This window comes from Pseudomonas sp. SZ40, assembly GCF_052958135.1.
Genome location: NZ_JBQWIF010000007.1, coordinates 87,428 through 109,851 on the forward strand (window position 1 = coordinate 87,428; position 22,424 = coordinate 109,851).

At 64.5% G+C, this 22,424-nt stretch carries 18 protein-coding genes; 12 read left to right on the forward strand and 6 right to left on the reverse strand.

From position 1 onward, the window contains the following. The first annotated feature begins 2 nt into the window (after positions 1 to 2). Positions 3 to 503: a thiol peroxidase gene (gene tpx / locus ACT9T4_RS08305; RefSeq protein ID WP_042553739.1), complete on the forward strand. Its 501-nt coding sequence runs from the start codon at positions 3 to 5 to the stop codon at positions 501 to 503. Positions 504 to 557: 54 nt separating this feature from the next. Here the strand turns inward: tpx and ACT9T4_RS08310 are convergent, their stop codons facing one another. Continuing rightward, on the reverse strand, positions 558 to 1,490 hold the full coding sequence (locus ACT9T4_RS08310) for a LysR family transcriptional regulator (RefSeq protein ID WP_499116423.1): 933 nt from the start codon (positions 1,488 to 1,490) through the stop codon (positions 558 to 560). 239 nt (positions 1,491 to 1,729) lie between these two features. Between ACT9T4_RS08310 and chvE the strand changes: the two genes are divergently transcribed. From chvE to ACT9T4_RS08365, 11 genes are all read left to right on the forward strand, one after another. Then, on the forward strand, positions 1,730 to 2,794 hold the full coding sequence (gene chvE / locus ACT9T4_RS08315) for a multiple monosaccharide ABC transporter substrate-binding protein (protein ID WP_042553737.1): 1,065 nt from the start codon (positions 1,730 to 1,732) through the stop codon (positions 2,792 to 2,794). Positions 2,795 to 2,899: 105 nt separating this feature from the next. Then, positions 2,900 to 4,426: a multiple monosaccharide ABC transporter ATP-binding protein gene (mmsA, locus tag ACT9T4_RS08320; RefSeq protein WP_179538056.1), complete on the forward strand. Its 1,527-nt coding sequence runs from the start codon at positions 2,900 to 2,902 to the stop codon at positions 4,424 to 4,426. Between the two features lie 14 nt (positions 4,427 to 4,440). Then, on the forward strand, positions 4,441 to 5,628 hold the full coding sequence (gene mmsB, locus ACT9T4_RS08325; protein WP_042553829.1) for a multiple monosaccharide ABC transporter permease: 1,188 nt from the start codon (positions 4,441 to 4,443) through the stop codon (positions 5,626 to 5,628). A gap of 71 nt (positions 5,629 to 5,699) precedes the next feature. Then, complete coding sequence (locus ACT9T4_RS08330; RefSeq protein ID WP_042553735.1) at positions 5,700 to 6,482, forward strand: SDR family NAD(P)-dependent oxidoreductase; 783 nt, start codon at positions 5,700 to 5,702, stop codon at positions 6,480 to 6,482. Continuing rightward, a complete protein-coding gene (gene araD, locus ACT9T4_RS08335; RefSeq protein ID WP_179538057.1) occupies positions 6,479 to 8,224 on the forward strand; it encodes an L-arabinonate dehydratase in 1,746 nt (581 codons plus the stop codon). Before ACT9T4_RS08330 ends, araD begins: the two co-directional genes overlap by 4 nt. A 20-nt stretch (positions 8,225 to 8,244) precedes the next feature. Further along, a complete protein-coding gene (locus ACT9T4_RS08340; RefSeq protein WP_499116426.1) occupies positions 8,245 to 9,174 on the forward strand; it encodes a 2-dehydro-3-deoxygalactonokinase in 930 nt (309 codons plus the stop codon). Between the two features lie 2 nt (positions 9,175 to 9,176). Continuing rightward, positions 9,177 to 10,061, forward strand: coding sequence for an SMP-30/gluconolactonase/LRE family protein (locus ACT9T4_RS08345; protein ID WP_499116428.1), 885 nt, complete (start codon positions 9,177 to 9,179; stop codon positions 10,059 to 10,061). Positions 10,062 to 10,314: 253 nt separating this feature from the next. Further along, positions 10,315 to 11,529, forward strand: coding sequence for an MdtA/MuxA family multidrug efflux RND transporter periplasmic adaptor subunit (locus tag ACT9T4_RS08350; protein WP_042553731.1), 1,215 nt, complete (start codon positions 10,315 to 10,317; stop codon positions 11,527 to 11,529). Continuing rightward, a complete protein-coding gene (locus tag ACT9T4_RS08355) occupies positions 11,526 to 14,618 on the forward strand; it encodes an MdtB/MuxB family multidrug efflux RND transporter permease subunit (protein ID WP_499116430.1) in 3,093 nt (1,030 codons plus the stop codon). The genes ACT9T4_RS08350 and ACT9T4_RS08355 overlap by 4 nt, the downstream gene beginning before the upstream one ends. A 94-nt stretch (positions 14,619 to 14,712) precedes the next feature. Continuing rightward, positions 14,713 to 17,814 carry an efflux RND transporter permease subunit gene (locus tag ACT9T4_RS08360; protein ID WP_499116432.1) on the forward strand — a complete coding sequence of 1,034 codons (3,102 nt, stop codon included), beginning with the start codon at positions 14,713 to 14,715 and terminating at the stop codon, positions 17,812 to 17,814. Beyond that, entirely contained in the window at positions 17,811 to 19,274 is a 1,464-nt protein-coding gene (locus ACT9T4_RS08365) for an efflux transporter outer membrane subunit (RefSeq protein ID WP_499116434.1), read from the forward strand. The genes ACT9T4_RS08360 and ACT9T4_RS08365 overlap by 4 nt, the downstream gene beginning before the upstream one ends. Positions 19,275 to 19,370: 96 nt before the next feature. On the opposite strand, the gene ACT9T4_RS08370 is transcribed toward ACT9T4_RS08365, so the two are convergent. From ACT9T4_RS08370 to tusC, 5 genes are all read right to left on the reverse strand, one after another. Then, complete coding sequence (locus ACT9T4_RS08370) at positions 19,371 to 20,372, reverse strand: glutathione S-transferase family protein (protein ID WP_499116436.1); 1,002 nt, start codon at positions 20,370 to 20,372, stop codon at positions 19,371 to 19,373. A gap of 74 nt (positions 20,373 to 20,446) precedes the next feature. Then, positions 20,447 to 21,442: a glycosyl transferase family protein gene (locus ACT9T4_RS08375; protein ID WP_499116438.1), complete on the reverse strand. Its 996-nt coding sequence runs from the start codon at positions 21,440 to 21,442 to the stop codon at positions 20,447 to 20,449. Beyond that, entirely contained in the window at positions 21,439 to 21,774 is a 336-nt protein-coding gene (locus ACT9T4_RS08380) for a TusE/DsrC/DsvC family sulfur relay protein (protein ID WP_179538064.1), read from the reverse strand. Before ACT9T4_RS08380 ends, ACT9T4_RS08375 begins: the two co-directional genes overlap by 4 nt. Beyond that, positions 21,771 to 22,070: a sulfurtransferase complex subunit TusB gene (tusB, locus tag ACT9T4_RS08385; protein WP_042553724.1), complete on the reverse strand. Its 300-nt coding sequence runs from the start codon at positions 22,068 to 22,070 to the stop codon at positions 21,771 to 21,773. Before tusB ends, ACT9T4_RS08380 begins: the two co-directional genes overlap by 4 nt. Further along, complete coding sequence (gene tusC, locus ACT9T4_RS08390) at positions 22,070 to 22,423, reverse strand: sulfurtransferase complex subunit TusC (protein WP_042553723.1); 354 nt, start codon at positions 22,421 to 22,423, stop codon at positions 22,070 to 22,072. Before tusC ends, tusB begins: the two co-directional genes overlap by 1 nt. Position 22,424: the final 1 nt, after the last annotated feature.

Here is a 22,424-nt window from a genome sequence, read left to right on the forward strand (position 1 = left end):
TCATGGCACAAGTAACCCTGCGCGGTAACCCGGTTCAGGTCGAAGGCCAACTGCCGCAAGTCGGTCAGCAGGCGCCGGCCTTCAATCTGGTCGGCGCTGGCCTGGCCGATGTCAGCCTGAGCAGCCTGGCGGGCAAGCGCAAAGTGCTGAACATTTTCCCGAGCGTCGACACTCCGACCTGCGCCACCTCGGTACGCAAGTTCAACAGCGAAGCCAGCCAGTTGGCCAACACCGCCGTGCTGTGCGTGTCCGCCGACCTGCCGTTCGCCCAGGCACGTTTCTGCGGCGCCGAAGGCCTGGAAAACGTGATCAACCTGTCGACCATGCGCGGTGCCGAGTTCCTCAAGGACTACGGTGTGGCCCTGAGTTCCGGCCCGCTGGCCGGCGTGGCTGCCCGCGCCGTGGTGGTGCTGGATGAAAACGACAAGGTGCTGCACAGCGAGCTGGTTGCCGAGATCGGCAGCGAGCCGGACTACGAGGCCGCTCTGGCCGTCTTGAAGTAAGTTTCTCGTCACGCGAAAACGGCCTGCTTTGCAGGCCGTTTTCGTTTCAGTGGCTCATTGCTTGTTCAAGCCCGCAGCCACCAGCCGGCGCAGGCGGTTGGCGACCGGCGACAGCTGCCTGCCTTTGACCAGCAGCAGGTAGTACGGCGACATCTCGATGCTCACGTTGAGCGGCAGCACCTTCAGCCTGGCGCCGACCTGATCGCCCAGCAGCAAGTCAGGAACCTCGCTGGCCAGCGGGGCGATGGCCGATGACGAGACCAGAATGGCGATCATCGCCAGCAATGAAGTGGTGTTGGTGATGTTGTTCGGCAGCGGCGCGCCAGCGCTGAGAAAGGCCGTCTCCATCGCTTCGCGGATCGGTGCCCGGTGGCTTTGCATCACCCATTCGTAAGGAGACAGGTCGCGCAACGTCACCTGATCGACGTTGGCCAGCGGATGATCCTGGCGCACCATCAGCTTCAGGGTTTCGGTACGCGCCGGGAAGATCTCGAAGTCCGCCGGGTTGACGCCGCGGGGCAGGCGGGCGAGCACGAAGTCGTTCTTGCCGGCCGCCAAGTCATGCACCAGCACGTCGCTGGCCGCCACGTTGACGTGCACGTCGGCCCGTGGCGAGATCGCCTTGAGCTGGCGAATGGCCGGAATCACGAAACCCACCGCCGCTCCGGTCACCGCGCCCACCGTGGTGATACCGCCTTCGCCGCGCTTGAGCTCCTCGACGTCCTGCGCCAGGTCACGCAGTTCCACCAGCATGTTGTGCGAACGCTGCGCCAGCGCTCGGCCGATCAGGGTCGGCAGCATGCCTTTGGCATTGCGCTCGAACAGCCGTGCGCCGAGGGTATGTTCGATCTCCGCGAGCATGCGCGAGGCGGCTGGTTGAGTGATGGTCAAATCGTCCGCCGCCAGGCCGAGCTGGCCGTGCTCGGCGATCGCGGCGATCAGGCGCAACTGGGGAATCTTCAGGTGTCGGGCGATCCCGATGTCCATGGCAGCTCTCACTTTATTGTCGTTATCGGAGGCACTGAACGGATTCTGCGACGGGGCAGGGTGCTTGTCGACTGCTACATACCAGTATTGGTATGGCAGTGAGCGGAATATGAATTTGATTGATATGGGGGCTGGTTCTATCGTCATGCCTGCTTTGAAAGCTCTTCGCTGACCGAACAACAATAACTGCGATGCCCCGTGTGCTCAGGCCCACTGCAGGCTTCGCCCAGGAGAAGCTGATGAACACTGTCCGTAAACTCGTGGCTGCCGTGGCCATGGGCGCCAGCCTGTTGAGTGCCGCGTCCGCAGGGGCCGCCGAAAAGGGTTACGTGGGTATCGCGATGCCCACCAAGTCGTCCGCCCGCTGGATCGACGATGGCAACAACATGGTCAAGCAACTGGAAAAGGCCGGCTACAAGGCCGACCTGCAGTACGCCGAAGACGACATCCCCACCCAGGTCTCGCAAATCGAAAACATGATGGTCAAGGGCGTCAATGTCCTGGTCATCGCGGCGATCGATGGCACCACCCTCACCAATACGCTGGAAAACGCCAATGCTGCGGATATCAAGGTCATCGCCTATGACCGCCTGATCCGCGACAGCGAGTACGTGGACTACTACGCCACCTTCGACAACACCAAGGTCGGCGTGCTGCAGGCCGAGTCGCTGGTCAAGGGCATGCAGGCGCGGGGCCCAGGCCCATACAACGTCGAGCTGTTCGGCGGTTCGCCAGACGACAACAACGCCTACTTCTTCTACGACGGCGCCATGTCGGTGCTGCAGCCACTGATCGACAAGGGCGAGATCAAGATCCTCTCCGGGCAGACCGGCATGGGCAAGGTCGGCACCCTGCGCTGGGATGGCGCCACTGCCCAGTCGCGCATGGACAACCTGCTGTCCGCCAACTACACCAAGGAGCACCTCGACGGTGTGCTGTCGCCCTATGACGGCATCTCCATCGGCGTTCTCTCGTCCTTGAAAGGCGTTGGTTATGGCTCGGGCGACATGCCGATGCCAATCGTCACTGGCCAGGACTCGGAGGTGCCGTCGGTGAAGTCCATCCTCGCCGACGAGCAGTATTCCTCGATCTTCAAGGATACCCGCCAGCTCGCCGAAGTGACCGTCGGCATGGTCAAGGCCCTGCTCGAAGGCGGCGAGCCGCAGATCAACGACACCAAGACCTACAACAACGGCAAGAAAGTCGTGCCGGCCTACCTGCTGCAGCCGGTCACGGTCGACAAGAGCAATTGGGAAAAGGTGTTGATCGACAGCGGTTACTACACCAAGAACCAGGTCCAGTAGCGCGACTGCGCCGGCAGCCAGGCGCTGCCGGCCATCCACCTTTTCGTTTACCTGAGCATGGCGCGCCCGCTGCGGTAGGCGTGTGCCTTGCGGACGGATAAAACCATGCAGCAAGACATCATTCTGGAAATGCGCGGCATCACCAAGACGTTCCCGGGGGTAAAAGCCCTGAACGACGTCAATCTCAAGGTGCGCCGCGGCGAGATCCATGCCCTGTGCGGTGAGAACGGCGCTGGCAAGTCGACCCTGATGAAGGTGCTCAGCGGCGTCTATCCCCACGGCAGCTACGAGGGCGAGATCGTCTACGAAGGCAAACCACTGGCTTTCGGCGGCATCCGCGACAGCGAGCGGGAAGGGATCATCATCATTCACCAGGAGCTCGCACTGGTGCCGCTGCTGTCCATCGCCGAGAACCTGTTTCTCGGTAACGAGATCGCCAGCAACGGCGTGATCGACTGGCCAGAGGTCTATCAGCGTACCGAGGTGTTGCTGAAAAAGGTCGGCCTCGACGAAATCGCCACCACGCCGGTCGAGAAGCTCGGTGTCGGCAAGCAGCAACTGGTGGAGATCGCCAAGGCGCTGGCCAAGGACGTCAAGCTGCTGATCCTCGATGAGCCCACAGCGGCCCTGCAGGAGAACGACAGCCAGAAGCTGCTCGATCTGTTGCTGGAGTTTCGCGCCCAGGGGATTTCCTCGATTCTGATTTCCCACAAGCTCAATGAAGTCAGCCGCGTCGCCGACAGCATCACGGTGCTGCGCGACGGCGCATCGGTCAGCAGCATGGATTGCCATACCGAGGCGGTCAGCGAAGAAACCATCATTCGCGGCATGGTTGGCCGCGATATGGAAAACCGCTACCCGGAGCGCATTCCCGAGATCGGCGAAACCCTGCTGGAGATCCGCGACTGGAACGTCTGGCACCCGGAGTCGGCATCCCGGCAGATGATCCGCAACGTCAACCTCAGCGTGGCTGCCGGTGAAGTAGTGGGCATCGCCGGGCTGATGGGGGCAGGGCGCACCGAGCTGGCCATGAGCGTGTTCGGCAGGAGCTACGGGCGCAACATCTCCGGCTCCGTGCACCTGCGCGGCAGGGAGATCGACGTCTCCACGGTGCGCCGCGCCGTCGACAACGGCATCGCCTACGTCACCGAGGACCGCAAGTCCCTGGGCCTGGTGCTCGACGAGAGCATCCTCTGCAACACCACCCTGGCCAATCTGCCGGGCGTATCGAGCCACGGCGTGATCGACGAGCACGAGGAGCGACGCGTCGCCGAGCAGTACCGCGAAGCGTTGCACATCCGCACGCCCGGGGTGTTCCAGAAGGTCCTCAACCTGTCCGGTGGCAACCAGCAGAAGGTGGTGCTGAGCAAATGGCTGTTCGCCAAACCCGAGGTGCTGATTCTCGATGAGCCGACCCGGGGCATCGACGTCGGCGCCAAGTTCGAGATCTACAGCCTGATCAACCAGCTCGCCGCCGACGGCAAGGGGGTGATCATCATTTCTTCGGAAATGCCCGAACTGCTCGGCATGTGCGACCGCATCTACGTAATGAACGAAGGCGCCTTCCTGGGCGAACTGGCGCGCGCAGACGCGAGCCAGGAAAAGATCATGTCGATGATCGTCAAGGCGTGAGCGAGGTGAACGCAATGGATACGAAAACCCAACCGACCCGGCCCTCGTTGCTGGCCCACCTGAAGAACCACGTGCGCGACTACGGCATGCTGATGACCCTGGTGGTCATCATGGCGCTCTTCGAGGTGCTCACCGACGGTACCCTGATGCGCCCGGTGAACCTGACCAACCTGTTCCTGCAGAACAGCTACATCATCATCATGGCCCTGGGCATGCTGCTGGTGATCGTCTCCGGGCACATCGACCTGTCGGTGGGCTCGGTCGTCGGCTTCGTCGGCGCCGCAGCCGCGGTAATGATGGTGCAATGGGGCTGGTCGACCTCAGTGGTGGTGCCGGTGTGCCTGCTGATGGGCTGTCTGATCGGCGCTGCCCAGGGCTACTGGATCGCCTATTGGCAGATTCCCTCGTTCATCGTCACCCTGGCCGGCATGCTGGTGTTCCGTGGCCTGACCCTGGCCGTGCTCGATGGTCAGTCGATCGGCCCGTTCTCGAGCAGCTTCCAGTTGATGAGCAACGGCTTCATCCCGGACATCTTCAGCGATACGCGGCCGAACATCACCGCCATCGTGCTCGGCGCGCTGGCGGCCGTGCTGATCATCTACCTGGCCGTGCGTGCCCGGCGGCGTGCCAAGCGCTACGGCATCGTCGACGAGCCGGCGCTGTTCTTCGTCATCAAGAACGGCCTGATCGCCGGGGCCATCGTCTACATCGCCTACCTGCTGGCCACCTACCGGGGGCTGCCGAATGTACTGATCATTATGGCCATGCTGATCAGTGCCTACACCTTCCTGACCAACCGCACCACCCTGGGCCGGCGCATCTACGCCATCGGTGGCAACGTCAAGGCCGCCAAACTGTCGGGCATCAACACCGAACGGCTGACCTTCTTCGCCTTCGTCAACATGGGCATGCTCGCCGCTCTGGCCGGGCTGATCTTCGCCGCGCGCCTGAACACCGCCACGCCCAAGGCCGGGGTGTCCTTCGAACTCGACGTTATCGCCGCGGTGTTCATCGGTGGCGCATCGATGTCCGGTGGCGTGGGCAAGATCATCGGTGCAGTGATCGGCGCCCTGATCATGGGCGTGATGAACAACGGCATGTCGATCCTCGGGATCGGCATCGAGTGGCAGCAGGTGATCAAGGGCCTGGTGCTGCTGGCTGCGGTGATCTTCGACGTGGTCAACAAGAACAAATCCCGCTGAGGCGGAGCCATCCGCTCCCGTCGCGCCAGGCGCTGCCTGCGCGTCACGGGACGAACACGAGGTAACAGGCCATGAATAGCCAGAATCTGACCCCAGGCAAGGCCGTGTACGCCGACCTGGCCGAGCGCACCGTGCTGATTTCCGGTGGCGCCACCGGCATTGGCCGGGCATTGGTGCAAGCCTTCGCCCGTCAGGGTGCACGTACCGCGTTCGTCGATATCGACGACAAGCACGGCCAGGCCCTGGCCAGCCAGTTGAGCGAGGCGGGGCACCAGGTGCGCTTCCTGCGCTGCGACATCACCGACATCAAGGCGTACCAGGCGGCCATCCACAAGATTGCCGAACAGTTCGGGCCGATCACCGCCTTGCTCAACAACGCCGCCAACGACGTGCGCCACGCGCTGGATTCGATCAGTGCCGAGCGCTTCGACGACCTGATCGCGGTCAACCTGCGCCACGCCACCTTCGCCACCCAGGCGGTGGTGCCGATGATGCGCCAGGCTGGCGGCGGCTCGATCATCAACTTCGGCTCGGTGGGCTGGATGATGGCATCGGCCGGCTACCCCGTTTACGCGGCGAGCAAGGCCGCCACTCACGGCCTGACCCGAGGCCTGGCGCGGGATCTGGGCAAGGACCGGATTCGCGTCAACACCCTGGTGCCCGGCTGGGTGATGACCGAGAAGCAACTGGCCATGTGGGTCGACGAGTCGGCCAAGGAGCAGATCCGCCAGAACCAGTGCATGCCGGGCCAACTGCTGCCCGAACATATCGCCGACATGGCGTTGTTCCTGGCTTCGGACGCCGCGGCGATGTGCACGGCGCAGAATTTCATTGTCGACGGAGGCTGGGTATGAGCACCTTCAAACCGGCGGTATGGCCACGCAAGCTGCGCTCCACCGAATGGTTCGGCGGCAACTCGCGGGATCACATCTACCACCGCAGCTGGATGAAGAATCAGGGGCTGCCGGCCGACCTGTTCGACGGCCGCCCGGTGATCGGCATCTGCAACACCTGGTCGCAGCTGACGCCCTGCAACGCGCACCTGCGCGACCTTGCCGAACGGGTCAAGCACGGCATCTACGAAGCCGGTGGTCTGCCGCTGGAGTTTCCGGTGTTCTCCGCCGGGGAAAGCTCGCTGCGTCCGACCGCGATGATGTACCGCAACATGGCGGCGATGGATGTGGAAGAAGCGCTGCGCGCCAACCCGCTGGACGGGGTGGTGCTGCTGGCCGGTTGCGACAAGACCACCCCGGCGCTGCTGATGGGCGCGGCGAGCGTCGACATTCCGGCCATCGTGGTGTCCGGCGGGCCGATGCTCAACGGCTGGTTTCGTGGCGAGCGAGTCGGCTCGGGCACCGCGCTGTGGCAGATGTCGGAAGACATCAAGGCCGGCAAGATGAGCCGCGAGGATTTTCTCGAAGCCGAGCAGTCGATGTCCCGTTCACCGGGCTCCTGCAACACCATGGGTACCGCCAGCACCATGGCCAGCATGGCCGAAGCGCTGGGCATGGCGCTGTCCGGCAACGCGGCGATTCCGGCCGTGGACAGCCGTCGCCGGGTGGTCGCGCACCTGACCGGGCGGCGCATCGTGCAGATGGTCAAGGACGACCTGAAACCGTCCGACATCATGACCCGCCACGCCTTCGAAAACGCCATCCGGGTCAACGGCAGCATCGGCGGTTCGACCAATGCGGTGATCCACCTGCTGGCCATCGCCGGCCGCGTCGGCGTCGACCTGACGCTGGATGACTGGGACCATCTCGGTCAGGACATTCCCACCATCGTCAACCTGATGCCCTCGGGCAAATACCTGATGGAAGAGTTCTTCTACGCCGGTGGCTTGCCGGTGGTGATCCGCATGCTCGGCGAGGGCGGCAAGCTGCACAAGAGCGCACTGACCGTGTCCGGCGAAACCATCTGGGAAGAGGTCAAGGGCGTTCGCAACTGGAACGAGGATGTCATCCGTCCGGTGGACAAGGCGCTTACCGCCAAAGGCGGGATTGCCGTGCTGCGGGGCAACCTGGCGCCTCGCGGCGCCGTGCTCAAACCCTCGGCAGCGTCGCCGCACCTGATGCAGCACCGTGGCCGCGCCGTGGTGTTCGAGGACATCGACGACTACAAGGCGAAGATCAACGACGAAAGCCTGGATATCGACGAACACTGCGTGATGGTACTGAAGAACTGCGGGCCGCGCGGTTATCCGGGCATGGCCGAGGTGGGCAACATGGGCCTGCCGCCGAAGGTGCTGCGCAAGGGCATCACCGACATGGTGCGCATCTCCGACGCACGGATGTCCGGCACCGCCTACGGCACCGTGGTCTTGCACACCACGCCGGAGGCCGCCGCCGGAGGGCCTTTGGCGGTGGTGCGCGATGGCGACATGATCGAGCTCGATGTGGAAGCCAGGCGCATTCACCTGGACATTCCCGAGGCCGAGTTGCGCCAGCGCCTGGCCGAGTGGCAGCCGACCGTCGAGCCGCCTACCAGCGGCTACATCAAGCTGTTCCACGACCACGTCGAGGGCGCCGATAGCGGAGCGGACTTCGATTTTCTCAAGGGCTGTCGCGGTGCCGGCATTCCCAAGGACAGCCACTGAGACCTGCGAGGAAATCAGCGATGACAGAGAACAGCCGAGCTGCGGTGGGCTGGATAGCCGTCGACTGGGGCACGACCCAGGTGCGCGCGTGGGCGCTGTCGGGTAGCGGGGAGATCCTCCAGCGCGCGTCTTCGGCACGCGGCATGAGCACCCTGACGCCCGATCAGTTCGAAGGGGCGCTGCTGGAACTGATCGAGCCCTGGCTGGATCACGAGCGGACCATCGACGTGGTCGCCTGTGGCATGGTCGGTGCCCGTCAGGGCTGGCGCGAAGCGCCGTATACCGAAGTGCCCTGTGCACCCCAGGCGGTAGAACGGATGATCAGACCCGAGGTGAGGGATGCGCGCTTGCGCGTCTCGATCATTCCGGGGCTGTGCCAGCGTGCGCCTGCCGATGTATTGCGTGGCGAGGAAACCCAGGTCGCCGGCCTGCTCGCCGAGCATGCCGATTACAGCGGCGTGGTCTGCCTGCCAGGCACCCACAGCAAGTGGGTCAAGGTGCGCGATGGCCGGGTAACGGCCTTCCAGACGTTCATGACCGGCGAGTTGTTCGCCTTGCTGAGTCAGCAATCGGTATTGCGCCATGGCATGCAGGGTGACGCGGGGCACCTGGACCAGCAGGCGTTCGATAGCGGGTTGCAGGCAGGGGCAGGGCAGGCGCAGCGTCTGGTCGGCGCCTTGTTCGGCCTGCGTGCCGAAGGGTTGCTGGCAGGGCTGGGGCCGGTCGCCGCACGTTCCCGGTTGTCCGGGCTGCTGATCGGCGAGGAGCTGGCTGCGCTGGATGAACGCTGGCGGGGCCAGCAGGTCTGTGTAATCGGTGACGGCGAATCGGCCGAGCGCTACCGCCATGCGCTCGACACGCTGGGGGTGACGGCGCTGACCGTGAGCGCCGAGCGAGTCACCCTGGCCGGGCTGTACGCCGCCCATGAGCACATTCAACGAGGAATCTAGGCATGGCCACTACCCCGAATGGCAGGACCGAGGCACGTATCGCCGACGCACGCCGCTGCACCCTGGGGGAGGGCTTGCTGTGGCACCCGCAGCGCGGGCAATTGTTCTGGTTCGACATTCTCGGTCGACGCCTGCTCAGCCAGCGCAACGACCAGCCGCTGGAGTGGCTGTTCGACGAGCGGATATCCGCAGCCGGCTGGGTCGATGAAAATGTTCTGCTGATCGCCAGCGAGACGGCGCTGCTGACCTTCGACCTGGCCAGTGGCGCGCGGCAGAGGGTCTGCGCTCTAGAGGCGGACAACCCGCTGACCCGTTCCAACGATGGCCGCGCCGATCCCTGGGGCGGCTTCTGGATCGGCACCATGGGCCTCGATGGCGAGAAGCAGGCCGGTGCCATCTACCGGTACTACCGCGGTGAGCTACGCCGTCTGTTCGCGGACATCAGCATCAGCAATGCCATCTGCTTTTCCCCGGATCGGCGCCATGCCTACTTCGCCGACACCGCCCGCCAGCAGATCTGGCGACAGCCGCTGGACGAGCGGCATGGCTGGCCACAGGGCGATGCACAGCCGTTCATCGATGGCCGGGTGGCTGGGGTCAACCCGGACGGTGCGGTGGTCGACAGCCAGGGGCGCTTGTGGAACGCGCAATGGGGGGCTTCGCGGGTGGCCTGCTATGACCCCGAAGGCCGCTTTCTGCAGGCGGTAGCCTTCCCGGCTTCGCAGATATCCTGCCCGGCGTTCGGCGGGCCTGAGCTGTCGACGCTGTTCGCGACGTCGGCGCGCGATGGCCTCGACGACGAACTGGCTGCCGAGCCCCAGGCGGGCAGACTGTTCGCCGCCGATGTCGCGGCTCAGGGGCAGATCGAGCACCGGGTCATCCTGTAGGGCCTGTGACGCTCCAGTGTCCGTCCCAGGGGCTTGCCGGAAGGTCGACAGAGCCTGGCGTCCGTCGCGCCAGGTAATACCAGGCAATACATCCAGAACAGCGCGCATCACGCTCGTCCGGCTGCTGCCGCGCGCAATTTCCAGTGCATTTCTTCCTCTAAACCCACTTCTGGAGGTAAATAGCCCGTAAAGAGGCTTTGCTTCGGGCCTTACAGTGCTTATCGTTCACGCTCCCCAAGGAAGCGATTGGCCCATGTCCGAAGTAAATACACCGCGAAATGCTCCATCCTCGACACGTCAGTGGTTCATCGGTCTGCTCCTGCTGACGGCTGTCATCGTATTGATCTGGTGGTTCTGGCCGGCCGAACCGGCACCGGAAGACGACATGGGCTGGGGCTTCAATAACGTGCCGGTGCGCATCGCTCATGTCGAGTCGCGGGACTTTCCCATCGTCCTGAAAGCCCTGGGTACGGTTACCGCCTACAACACCGCCAATGTGCGCAGCCGGGTGGATGGCCAGTTGGTCAAGGTGCTGTTCAAGGACGGGCAGCCGGTCAAGGCCGGCGACGTGCTGGCGCAGATCGACCCGCGGCCGTTCGAGATCGCGCTGCAGCAGGCTCAGGGCACGCTGGCGGAGAACCAGGCACAACTGCGCAATGCCGAGAAGGATCTGGCCCTGTATCGCGGCCTGTTCGCCGAAGATTCCATTGCCCGGCAGACCCTGGACACCCAGGAGGCGCTGGTCAACCAGTACCGCGGCACGCTGCAGAACAATCAGGGTTCGGTGGCCGAGGCCAAGCTCAACCTGGACTTCACCAAGGTACGCGCGCCCATCGATGGTCGCCTGGGTATCCGTCAGGTCGATCAGGGCAATCTGGTGAACTCCGGCGATACCAATCCCATCGTGGTGATCACCCAGACGCTGCCGATTTCCGTCACCTTCACGCTGCCCGAGGCCGAACTGCCGGCCGTACTCGCCCAGGTGCGCAAGGACCGCGAACTGGTGGTACAGGCCTGGGATCGCGGCGATAACAACAAGCTGGCCGACGGCGTGCTGGAGAGCCTGGACAACCAGATCGACACCACCACCGGCACGGTCAAGCTCAAGGCGCGCTTCGAGAACGCCGAGGAAATGCTGTTCCCCAACCAGTTCGTGAATACCCGCTTGCAGGTTTCCGTGCGCCAGAACGCTCTGCTGGTGCCGGTCGCAGCGCTGCAATTCGGCGCCAATGGCACCTTCGTCTACGCCATCGACGGCGAAGACAAGGTGCAGGTTCGCCAGGTCAAGGTCGGCCCGAGCGACGGCGAGTTCTCGGTGATCGAAGACGGCGTGGCCGCCGACGAGCGAGTGGTGGTCGAAGGTACCGATCGCCTGCGTGACGGCAACAAGGTCGAGGTGATCGGTGAGGGCACGCGCGAGCCTTCTGCCACCGAAGAAAATGCACCGCGGGTGCGTACCGCTTCATGAACGTCTCCCGCCTGTTCATCCTGCGACCGGTCGCCACCACCCTGATCATGCTGGCGATCTTCCTCAGTGGGGTGATCGCCTACCGGCTGCTGCCCGTTTCCGCGCTACCCGAGGTCGACTACCCGACCATTCGCGTGATGACCCTGTATCCGGGCGCCAGCCCGGATGTGATGACCAGCGCGGTGACGGCGCCCCTGGAGCGTCAGTTCGGCCAGATGGCCGGGTTGCAGCAGATGTCGTCGACCAGTTCCGGTGGCGCTTCGGTGATCACCCTGCGCTTCAACCTGGAAGTGCAGCTGGATGTGGCCGAGCAGGAAGTGCAGGCGGCGATCAACGGCGCCACCAACCTGCTGCCCAACGACTTGCCGGCGCCGCCGGTGTACAACAAGGTCAACCCGGCCGACACCCCGGTGCTGACCCTGGCGGTGACCTCCAAAGAGTTGCCGCTGCCCCAGGTCAACGATCTGGTTGACACCCGGCTGGCGCAAAAACTGGCACAGACCACCGGTGTCGGCCTGGTCTCCCTGGCCGGTGGCCAGCGTCCGGCCGTGCGCATTCGCGTCAATCCCGAGGCGCTGGCTGCCTATGGCCTCAATCTGTCCGACGTGCGCACGCTGATCACCGCCAGCAACGTCAATCAGCCCAAGGGCAATTTCGACGGCCCGACCCGGGTCACCCAGCTCGATGCCAACGATCAGCTGCGCTCGGCCGACGAATACCGCGACCTGATTCTCGCCTATGCCAACGGAGGCGCGCTGCGCCTGCGTGATGTCGCGTCGATCGTCGACGGCGCGGAAAACCAGCGCCTTGCGGCCTGGGCCAATCGCAATGCGGCGGTGTTGGTCAATGTGCAGCGCCAGCCCGGCGCCAACGTCATCGACGTGGTGGATCGCATTCAGACCATGCTGCCTCACCTGACCCAGGGCCTGCCGGCCAGTGTCGAGGTGACGGTGCTCACCGACCGCACCCAGACCATCCGTGCCGCGGTGCGCGATGTGCAGCACGAACTGATGCTGGCCATCGCCCTGGTGGTGATGGTCACCTTCCTGTTCCTGCGCAAGGTGTCGGCGACGCTGATTCCTTCGGTGGTGGTGCCGCTGTCGCTGATCGGTACCTTCGGCGTGATGTACCTGGCCGGTTTCACGGTCAACAACCTGACGCTGATGGCGCTGACCATCGCCACCGGCTTCGTGGTCGACGATGCCATCGTCATGCTGGAGAACATCGCGCGCCATCTCGAGGATGGCGAAACCCCGCTAAACGCCGCCCTCAAGGGCGCCAGGCAGATCGGTTTCACCCTGGTCTCGCTGACCCTGTCGCTGATTGCCGTGCTGATCCCGCTGCTGTTCATGGCCGATGTCGTGGGGCGGCTGTTCCGCGAATTCGCCATCACCCTGGCGGTGGCCATCCTCATCTCTCTGGTGATTTCCTTGACCCTGACGCCCATGATGTGCGCGCGTCTGCTCAGGCACGAACCGGAGGCGGAGCAGGGGCGGTTCTACAAGGCCAGCGGCGCGGTCATCGATCGCATGATCGAACGCTACTCGGTTGGCCTGCGCTGGGTGCTGCGCCATCAGCCGCTGACCCTGCTGGTGGCCATTGGAACCATGGCGCTCACGGTGGTGCTCTACCTGGCCGTGCCCAAGGGGTTTTTCCCGGTGCAGGACACCGGGGTGATCCAGGGCATTTCCGAGGCACCTCAGTCGATTTCCTTCTCGGCCATGAGCGAGCGCCAGCAACGCCTGGCCGACGTGATTCTCAAGGATCCAGCGGTTACCAGCCTGTCTTCCTACATCGGTGTGGACGGTGACAATCCGACCCTGAACAGCGGGCGCATGCTGATCAACCTCAAGCCCCACGCCGAACGTGACCTCAGCGCCGCTCAGGTGATCGAGCGGTTGCGTCCGGAACTGGCCAAACTGAGCGGCATCGAGCTGTTCCTGCAGCCGGTGCAGGATCTGAGCATCGAGGATCGGGTCAGCCGCACCCAGTTCCAGTTCAGCGTGGAGTCCCCGGACCCCGAGATGCTGGAAACCTGGTCGAACAAGCTGGTCGAGGCGCTGCGTCAGCAACCCGAGCTCAGTGACGTCACCAGCGACCTGCAGAGCCGTGGCCTGCAGGCGTATCTGAAGATCGACCGCGATCTGGCCGGGCGTCTTGGCGTCAGCGTCGCGGCAATCGACGATGCGCTCTACGACGCCTTCGGCCAGCGGCAGATTTCCACCATCTACACCCAGGCCAGCCAGTACAGGGTGGTGCTGGAAAGCGCCGATGGCGGCAGCATCGGGCCGGCGGCCTTGCGCCAGATCCACGTCGCGACCGCCGAAGGTGGTCAGGTACCGCTGTCATCCCTGGCCCAGGTCGAGGAGCGGGCGGCGAGCCTGCTGATCAACCATATCGGCCAGTTCCCGGCGGCCACGCTGTCGTTCAACCTCAGCCCCGGCGTCGCCCTGGGCGATGCGGTGGCGGTGATCGAGCGGGTGCAGCAGGATATCCAGATGCCGGTCAGCGTACAGGTGAACTTCCAGGGCGCCGCCGAGGCCTTCCGCGCCTCGCTGTCGTCCACACTGCTGCTGATCCTGGCGGCGATCGTCACCATGTACATCGTGCTCGGCGTGCTCTACGAGAGCTATATCCACCCGATCACCATCCTTTCCACGCTGCCGTCGGCAGGCGTCGGTGCCTTGCTGGCGCTGCTGTTGACCGGTAACGATCTGGGGCTGATCGCGATCATCGGCATCATCCTGCTGATCGGCATCGTCAAGAAGAACGCCATCATGATGATCGACTTCGCCCTCGAGGCGGAGCGGCATCAGGGCATGACCCCTCACGATGCGATCTATCAGGCGGCGCTGCTGCGTTTCCGGCCGATTCTGATGACCACCCTGGCGGCGCTGTTCGGTGCCATCCCGTTGATGCTGGCGTCGGGCTCGGGCGCCGAGCTGCGTCAGCCGCTGGGCCTGGTGATGGTCGGCGGCCTGCTGCTCAGCCAGGTGCTCACCCTGTTCACCACGCCGGTGATCTACCTGTACTTCGACCGCCTGGCACGGCGTGTCAGTGGCCGCAGTGCCGCGGGCGTGGCCGTATGAGCGGCAAGCTGCAAGCGACAGGCCACAGGTTGAAGGCGGGTCATTGCCTGGCTTTTGCTGCTCACTGGCCGCTTGAAGCAAGTGGCTGGCCGCTATGAATCTGTCCGCACCCTTCATTCGGCGGCCGGTAGCGACCCTGCTGCTGAGCCTGGCCATCATGCTGCTGGGCGGTGTCAGCTTCGGCCTGCTGCCGGTGGCGCCGCTGCCGAACATGGACTTTCCGGTGATCACCGTGCAGGCCAGCCTGCCCGGTGCCAGCCCCCAGGTGATGGCGGCCACGGTGGCCACACCACTGGAGCGCTCGCTGGGCGCCATCGCCGGCGTCAGCCAGATGAACAGCAACAGCAGCCAGGGCAGTACGCGAATCATGATCGAGTTCGATCTGGATCGCGATATCAACGCCGCGGCGCGGGAAGTGCAGGCCGCCATCAATGCCTCACGGGAGCTGCTGCCCAGCGGCATGCGCAGCATGCCCACCTACCGCAAGATCAATCCCTCCCAGGCACCGATCATGGTGTTGTCGCTGACCTCCACGGTGCTCGACAAGGGCCAGCTGTACGACGTCGCCTCGACCATCGTCGGCCAGAAGCTGTCGCAGATCAGCGGTGTCGGTGAGGTGCAGATCGGCGGCAGCTCGCTGCCTGCCGTGCGGGTGGCGCTGGAGCCACGCCTGCTGGATCAGTACGGTGTGGCGCTGGACGACGTGCGTGCCACCATCGCTGCCGGCAATGCCAAGCGACCCAAGGGTGCCGTGGAGGACGAGCTGCGCCACTGGCAGGTGCAGGCCAATGACCAATTGGAGCGCGCCGCCGACTACGAGCCGATGATCATCCGCTACCAAGACGGTGCGGCGATCCGTCTGGGTGATGTCGCCCAGGTCACCGATGGCGTACAGGACCGTTACAACAGCGGCTTCTACAACGATAAACAGGCCGTTCTGGTGGTGGTGAACCGGCAGAGCGGGGCGAACATCATCGAAACGGTCGCCGGTATCCGTGCCCTGCTGCCTGAATTGCGGGGGGTGATTCCAGCCAGCGCCAACCTGGAAGTGGCGATGGATCGCTCGCCGGTGATCCGTGCCACCCTCAAGGAAGCCGAACACACCCTGCTGATCGCTGTGGCGCTGGTCATTCTGGTGGTCTTCGCCTTTCTCGGGCGCTGGCGGTCGGCGCTGATTCCCGCGCTGGCAGTGCCGGTCTCGCTGGTCGGCTCGTTCGCGGCGATGTACCTGCTGGGGTTCTCGCTGAACAACCTGTCGCTGATGGCGCTGATCATCGCCACCGGCCTGGTGGTGGACGATGCCATCGTCGTGCTGGAGAACATTTCCCGGCACATCGAAGCGGGTGAAACCCCCATGGCCGCGGCCTTCAAGGGATCTCGCGAGGTGGGTTTCACGCTGTTGTCGATGAACGTCTCGCTGGTGGCGGTATTCCTGTCGATCCTGTTCATGGGCGGGCTGGTCGAGCGGCTGTTTCGCGAGTTCTCCATTACCCTGGCGGTGGCCATCGTCATTTCCCTGCTGGTGTCGCTGACCCTCACGCCGATGCTCTGCGCGCGCTGGCTGAAGCCAGAGCCCGAGCGGCAGGGGCACCGGGCAGGGCGCCTGCAGGCCTTGGGGGCGCGCATAATGCGCGGCTACGAGCGCAGCCTGGACTGGGCGTTGCGTCATTCCCTGCTGATGCTGATCAGCCTGTTCGCGACCATCGCGCTGAATGTCTTCCTGTTCGTCATCGTTCCCAAGACCTTCATGCCGCAACAGGATACCGGCCAGTTGATGGGCTTCATTCGGGGCGACAACGGCCTGTCGTTCCAGGTCATGCAGCCGAAGATGGAAGCCTATCGTCGCTCGATCCTGGCGGACCCGGCCGTTGAGAGCGTGGCGGGTTTCATCGGCGGCAGCAGTGGTATCAACAACGCGATCATGATCGTGCGCCTCAAACCCATGAACGAACGCGACCTGTCCGCCCAGCAGGTGATCGATCGTTTGCGCAAGAATGCGCCGAAGATTCCGGGTGGGCGCATGTTCCTCATGCCCGACCAGGATTTGCAGGTCGGCGGGCGCCAGGGGCGTAGTTCCGAGAACGAGTACATGCTGATGTCCGGCGATCTCGATGCGCTGCGCGAGTGGTTGCCGAAGGTGCGCGAGGCACTGCGAGCCCTGCCGGAACTGACCGACATCGATGCCAGCGAAGACGGGGGGGCGCCGCAGATCCGTCTGGTGGTCGACCGTGACGAGGCCAAACGCCTGGGCATCGACATGAGTCTGGTGACCGGCGTGCTCAACAACGCGTTCAGCCAGCGGCAGATCTCCACCATCTACGACAGCCTCAACCAGTACAGCGTGGTCATGGAGATCAACCCACGCTATGCCCAGAGCCCCGAGGCCCTGGCGCAGATCCAGCTGATCACCGCGGACGGCGCGCGAGTGCCACTGTCGGCCATCGCGCACTGGGAACGCAGCCTCGAAGACGACCGCGTCAGCCATCAGGGCCAGTTCGCGGTGGAAAACATCGGCTTCTCCCTGGCGGAGGGGGTCAGCCTCGACCAGGCAACCACCGCCATCGATCGTGCCGTGGCACTCATCAGCCTGCCCAGCGAGGTGCAGGGTGTGCTGGGCGGCACCGGTGGCGCTTTCCAGCAGACGCAGAAGAATCAGCCCTGGATGATCCTGATGTCACTGGTCGTGGTGTACATCGTGCTCGGTATCCTCTACGAGAGTTACGTGCACCCGCTGACCATCCTCTCGACGTTGCCGTCGGCGGGCGTGGGTGCCTTGCTCGCTCTGCAACTGCTCAATACCGAATTCAGCCTGATTTCGCTGCTGGGGCTGTTCCTGCTGATCGGCGTGGTGAAGAAGAACGCCATTCTGATGGTCGACCTGGCGCTGCAGCTTGAGCGTAACGAGCACCTGAGCCCGGCCGACTCGATCCGCCGTGCGTGCCTGCTGCGTTTCCGACCGATCATGATGACCACCCTGGCGGCGTTGCTCGGCGCCTTGCCGCTGATGCTCGGCAGCGCCGAGGGCTCGGAAATGCGCCAGCCGCTGGGCATCACCATCGTCGGTGGCCTGATCCTCAGCCAGATCCTCACGCTTTACACCACTCCGGTGGTCTATCTCTATCTCGATCGCCTGCGCCACCGGGTCAACCGCTGGCGTGGCGTGCGTACCGATGCCGCTTTGGAAACGCCTCTATGACTCATGCAACCCGCCGTACCCTAAGCCTGTTGGCGCTTAGCGTCGCCCTGGCCGGCTGCGCTATCGGCCCGGATTATCAGCGCCCGGAAATCAACACGCCGGCGCAGTTCAAGCAGGCCGAAGGCTGGAAGGCCGCGGTGCCCGCCGACGCGCTGGAGCGCGGCACCTGGTGGGAACTGTATGGTGATGGCGAACTCAACGCACTGGTCGGGCGCCTGAACGTCTCCAACCAGAACCTGGCCGCTTCCGAAGCCCAGTATCGCCAGGCCCGCGCGTTGCTGCGCAGCGGCCGCGCGGCATTCTTCCCGACCCTGTCGACCAGTGCCGGCATGACCCGTGCCGGGCAGGGCGGTGGCGACAGTACGCTGCGTACCTCCGACGGCATTGCCATCGGCGGCTCCAACTCGGCGAGCATCTCGAAAAACTACGACCTGAGCCTCAATGCCAGCTGGGAGCTGGATGTGTGGGGCAAACTGCGTCGGGGCCTGGAATCCAATCGTGCGGCGTTCGAAGCCAGCGCCGCGGACCTCGCTGCGATGCGCCTGAGCCTGCAATCCGAGCTGGTGCAGAGCTACCTGCAATTGCGTGTACTGGATGAGCAGCAACGCTTGCTGGACGCCACGGTGGCGGCCTACCAGCGTTCGCTGCGTCTCACCGAAAACCAGTACCGCGCCGGCATCGTGCCGCGCTCCGACGTCGCCCAGGCGCTGACCCAACTGCGCAGCACCGAGGCCCAGGCCATCGACCTGCAATGGCAGCGCGCGCAGCTCGAGCATGCCATTGCCGTGCTGATCGGCGTGCCGCCCAGTGAGGTGAGCATCGCCCGTCGCGAAAGCCTGCCCACCTTGCCGCAGGTGCCGGCGAGCGTGCCGTCGCAGATGCTCGAGCGTCGGCCTGACGTGGCCGCCGCCGAACGACGGGTGATCGCCGCGAATGCCGAGATTGGCGTGGCCAAGGCCGCCTGGTTCCCGGACCTCACGCTGTCCGCAAGCGGTGGTTACCGTGGCAGCAGCTTTGCCGACTGGGTCAACCTGCCCAATCGTTTCTGGTCGGTGGGGCCGCAGCTGGCCCTGACGCTGTTCGACGGCGGCCGGCGCAGCGCCGAGAGTGAGCGGGTCGAGGCCGCTTACGACCAGACCGTCGCGCAATATCGCCAAGCAGTGCTCGACAGCTTCCGCGAGGTCGAGGATTACCTGGTGCAGCAGCGTGTACTGGGCCGCGAGGCCGAGGTGCAGTCGCAAGCGCTGGATGCCGCACGCGAATCCCTGCGCCTGATCGAAAACCAGTATCGCGCCGGCACCGTGGACTACAACAGCGTGGTCAACGTGCAGGCCACGGCGCTGAGCAACGAGCGCAACAGCCTGACGCTGCTCGGCAGCCGCCTGACCGCCAGCGTTCAGCTGATCGATGCGCTGGGCGGTGGCTGGGATCAGCAGTTGCGCGAAGAAGACGGCGAGTAAGCGTGATCCGTAGCCCGGGTTGGCCGCAGGCGTAACCCGGAACCCCAGGTGAGTCGATCCCGGTTGTCGCTGCGCTCGACCCGGGCTACTGGACCATTACCTGTGGCGATATACGCCCTTGCCCGGCAGGCGCGCTCGATCGTGCGGCGCGTCGAAGTCCAGCGCCGGCCCCTTGGGTACGACACCGGTGGGGTTGATGGTCTGGTGGCTCGCGTAGTAATGGTGCTGGATGTGCCGCATGTCCACGGTCGCCGCCACGCCTGGCCACTGGTACAGCTCGCGCAGCCAGTTGCTGAGGTTCGGGTAGTCGACGATACGCCGCAGGTTGCACTTGAAGTGGCCGTGGTACACGGCATCGAAACGCACCAGGGTGGTGAACAGCCGCCAGTCGGCCTCGGTCAGGTGCTCGCCCGTCAGGTAGCGGGACTGCCCAAGACGGGTCTCCAGCACCGACAACTCGCGGAACAGCTCGTCGAAGGCTTCTTCGTATGCCGCCTGGGTGGTGGCGAAACCGGCAAGGTAAACGCCGTTGTTGACGCTCGGGTAGATGCGCGCATTGAGCGCGTCTATATCGGCGCGCAAGGCTTGCGGGTAGAAGTCCAGATGGTTGCCGGTCAGCCCATCGAATGCCGAGTTGAACATGCGGATGATCTCCGCCGACTCGTTGCTGACGATGCGTCGCTGCTGTTTGTCCCACAACAGCGGCACGGTGACCCGCCCGGTGTACTCGGGGTCGTCCCGGGTATAGCGTTGATGCAGAAAGGCGAAATCATCCAGAGCGTCACCGCTGGAGCCGTGCTCGGGGTCGAAGGTCCAGCCATTCTCGCGCATCAGCCAGCTCACCACCGACACCTCGATCAGCGCGTCGAGGCCCTTGAGGGTACGCAGAATCAGGGTGCGATGGGCCCATGGGCAGGCCAGCGACACATACAGGTGGTAGCGGCCGGCTTCTGCCGCGAAGCCACCTTCGCCCGTGGGGCCGGGCGCGCCGTCGGCGGTGATCCAGTTGCGCCGCTGAGCGTTCTCGCGCTTGAAGCGGCCACCGGCACCGGTGTCGTACCATTGGTCGTGCCATTGGCCTTCGATCAGCAAGCCCATGTCGTTTACTCCCGTGTCGTTCGATGCCTGGAGTCTACCCAGTCAGCTATGGACACAGGCCGTAAAAACCGGGTTCAACGAATCGGCTGGCTCGATAGGTGGCGCGCTTGCCAGCGTTCTTCCGCCTCCGCGAAGGCCGCCTCGCGCTGCAGGCCCAGCCCACGTAGGGCCAGGGCCATGGTGGCGATGATCGCCAGTTGGCCGTAGGCGTCTTCAGCGTCGCCGCGCCAGACTGCTTGCAGATGGGCCGGGTCCAGGCGCTCGGGTTTGACATGCCGGCGCTCGGAAAGCATCGGCCAGTCCTCGTCCCAGTTGACCCCGCCCTCGGTGCCGTACAGGTGGCAGATGGCGTCCGGGTTGAGCTCGATTTCGCCGCCATCGCCCTTGACCACGATGGCGCGATCACCCAGCAATTGGCTGGCCTCACGGTGCACCGCCTGATAGCCCGGATGGAAGATGCTCTGCAGACCGCAGCGTGCCGCCAGTGGATTGAGAATGCGAGCCAGGGAGTGGATAGGCGAGCGCAGGCCGAGCACGTTGCGCAGGTCGATCATGCGCTGCAGTGCCGGCATCCAATTGCCGAGAGGCATGAACGCCAGGTTCTGCTCGTCCAGACTTCGCGCGACCTGGTTCCAGTCCTTGCACAGCGGTATGGCCAGCTCGCCGAGCAGTTGCTCGCTGTACAGGCGCCCGGCGGTGTGCGCGCCGCCGCCGTGCATGAAGATGCGCAGGCCGCTGTTGGCCAGGGCCTTGGCGGCCAGCAGGAACCAGGGCAGGTGGCGTTTCTTGCCCGCGTAGGTGGGCCAGTCGAAGTCGACGGCGATAGCCGGTGCAGGCAGGCGCGCACGTACCGCTTCGGTGAAACCGGCCATCTCCTCGGCACTTTCCTCCTTGTGGCGCAGAAGCATGAGAAAGGCGCCAAGCTGGGTGTCTTCGACCTGGTCGTCGAGAATCATGCCCATGGCCTCGCGGGCTTCTTCGCGGGTCAGGTTGCGCGCGCCGCGCTTGCCCTTGCCGAGAATGCGCACGAAGAGGGCGAAAGGGTGTTCGGCTGGGGTAATCAGGTTCATAGGCAATTCGTGGGCTTGGGCAGGCCCGCCAGCTTGGCGGCGAGTTTGGCAGGAGTGCCATTGAACAGGCGATTGAGGTGCAGGCTGTTGCCTTTGTCCGGGCCCAGTTTGAGGGCAACGTACTTGATCAGCGGGCGATTGGCCGGCGACAGCTGGAATTCAGCGTGGAAGGCGCGCAGCAGCACGAGAATTTCCCAGTGCTCGTCGCTCAGTGGCAGGGCTTCACGCTCGGCCAGGGCGGCGGCCACGTCGCTGGACCAGTCCTGAAGATCGAGCAGATAGCCATCCTTGTCCAGTTCGATGGCGCGGTCATTGACGATCAGGGCGCTCATAGCCAGCTATTGACCTTGTCGAAGCGCGCGGCGAGGGCAACGAAGCCTGGATAGTCGATTTGCTGCAGGTCATCGGCAGGCTGCAGGCCGCGGGCCTGGATGTCTTCTTGCAGGGCGAACAGGGCAATCCCCGCGCCCAGGGCGCTCAGCGACTGCGCGTGCAGCGTGCCGGGCTGGCTGGCATAGGTGGCATCGCCACAGAGCAGCAGGCCGTCGCCGTTGCCCAGCAGGCGCAGGCAACTGCCCAGGCGGTCATCGCTGTAGGGAGAACTGGATAGTACGTGCAGGGTCGTCATCAGAGGGTGATCACTTGGTCGTATCGGTCGATGAGGTCACGCAGTCCGGCGCTGTCCAGGCGTTCGACCTCCAGCGAGGTTTCACGCAGGCCACGTTGTTGCAGGCTGTGACTGCAAGCGTACAGCGCTTCGACACCGAACATCGGCAGGGCCTGCAGGTTGGCGGTCAGGTCCTTCTGCTGCAGGGCCTGGGACTGCTGCCGGTGAGCCAGCTGCAGCACGCCATCATCGAGAAACAGCAGGCCGATGGGCAGATCGAAGGCACCACCAGCCAGGGCGATATCCAGCGCTTCACGGGCGCCGGGGCCCTGCCAGGGCGCCTTGCGGCTGATGATCAGCAATGAGCGGTTCATG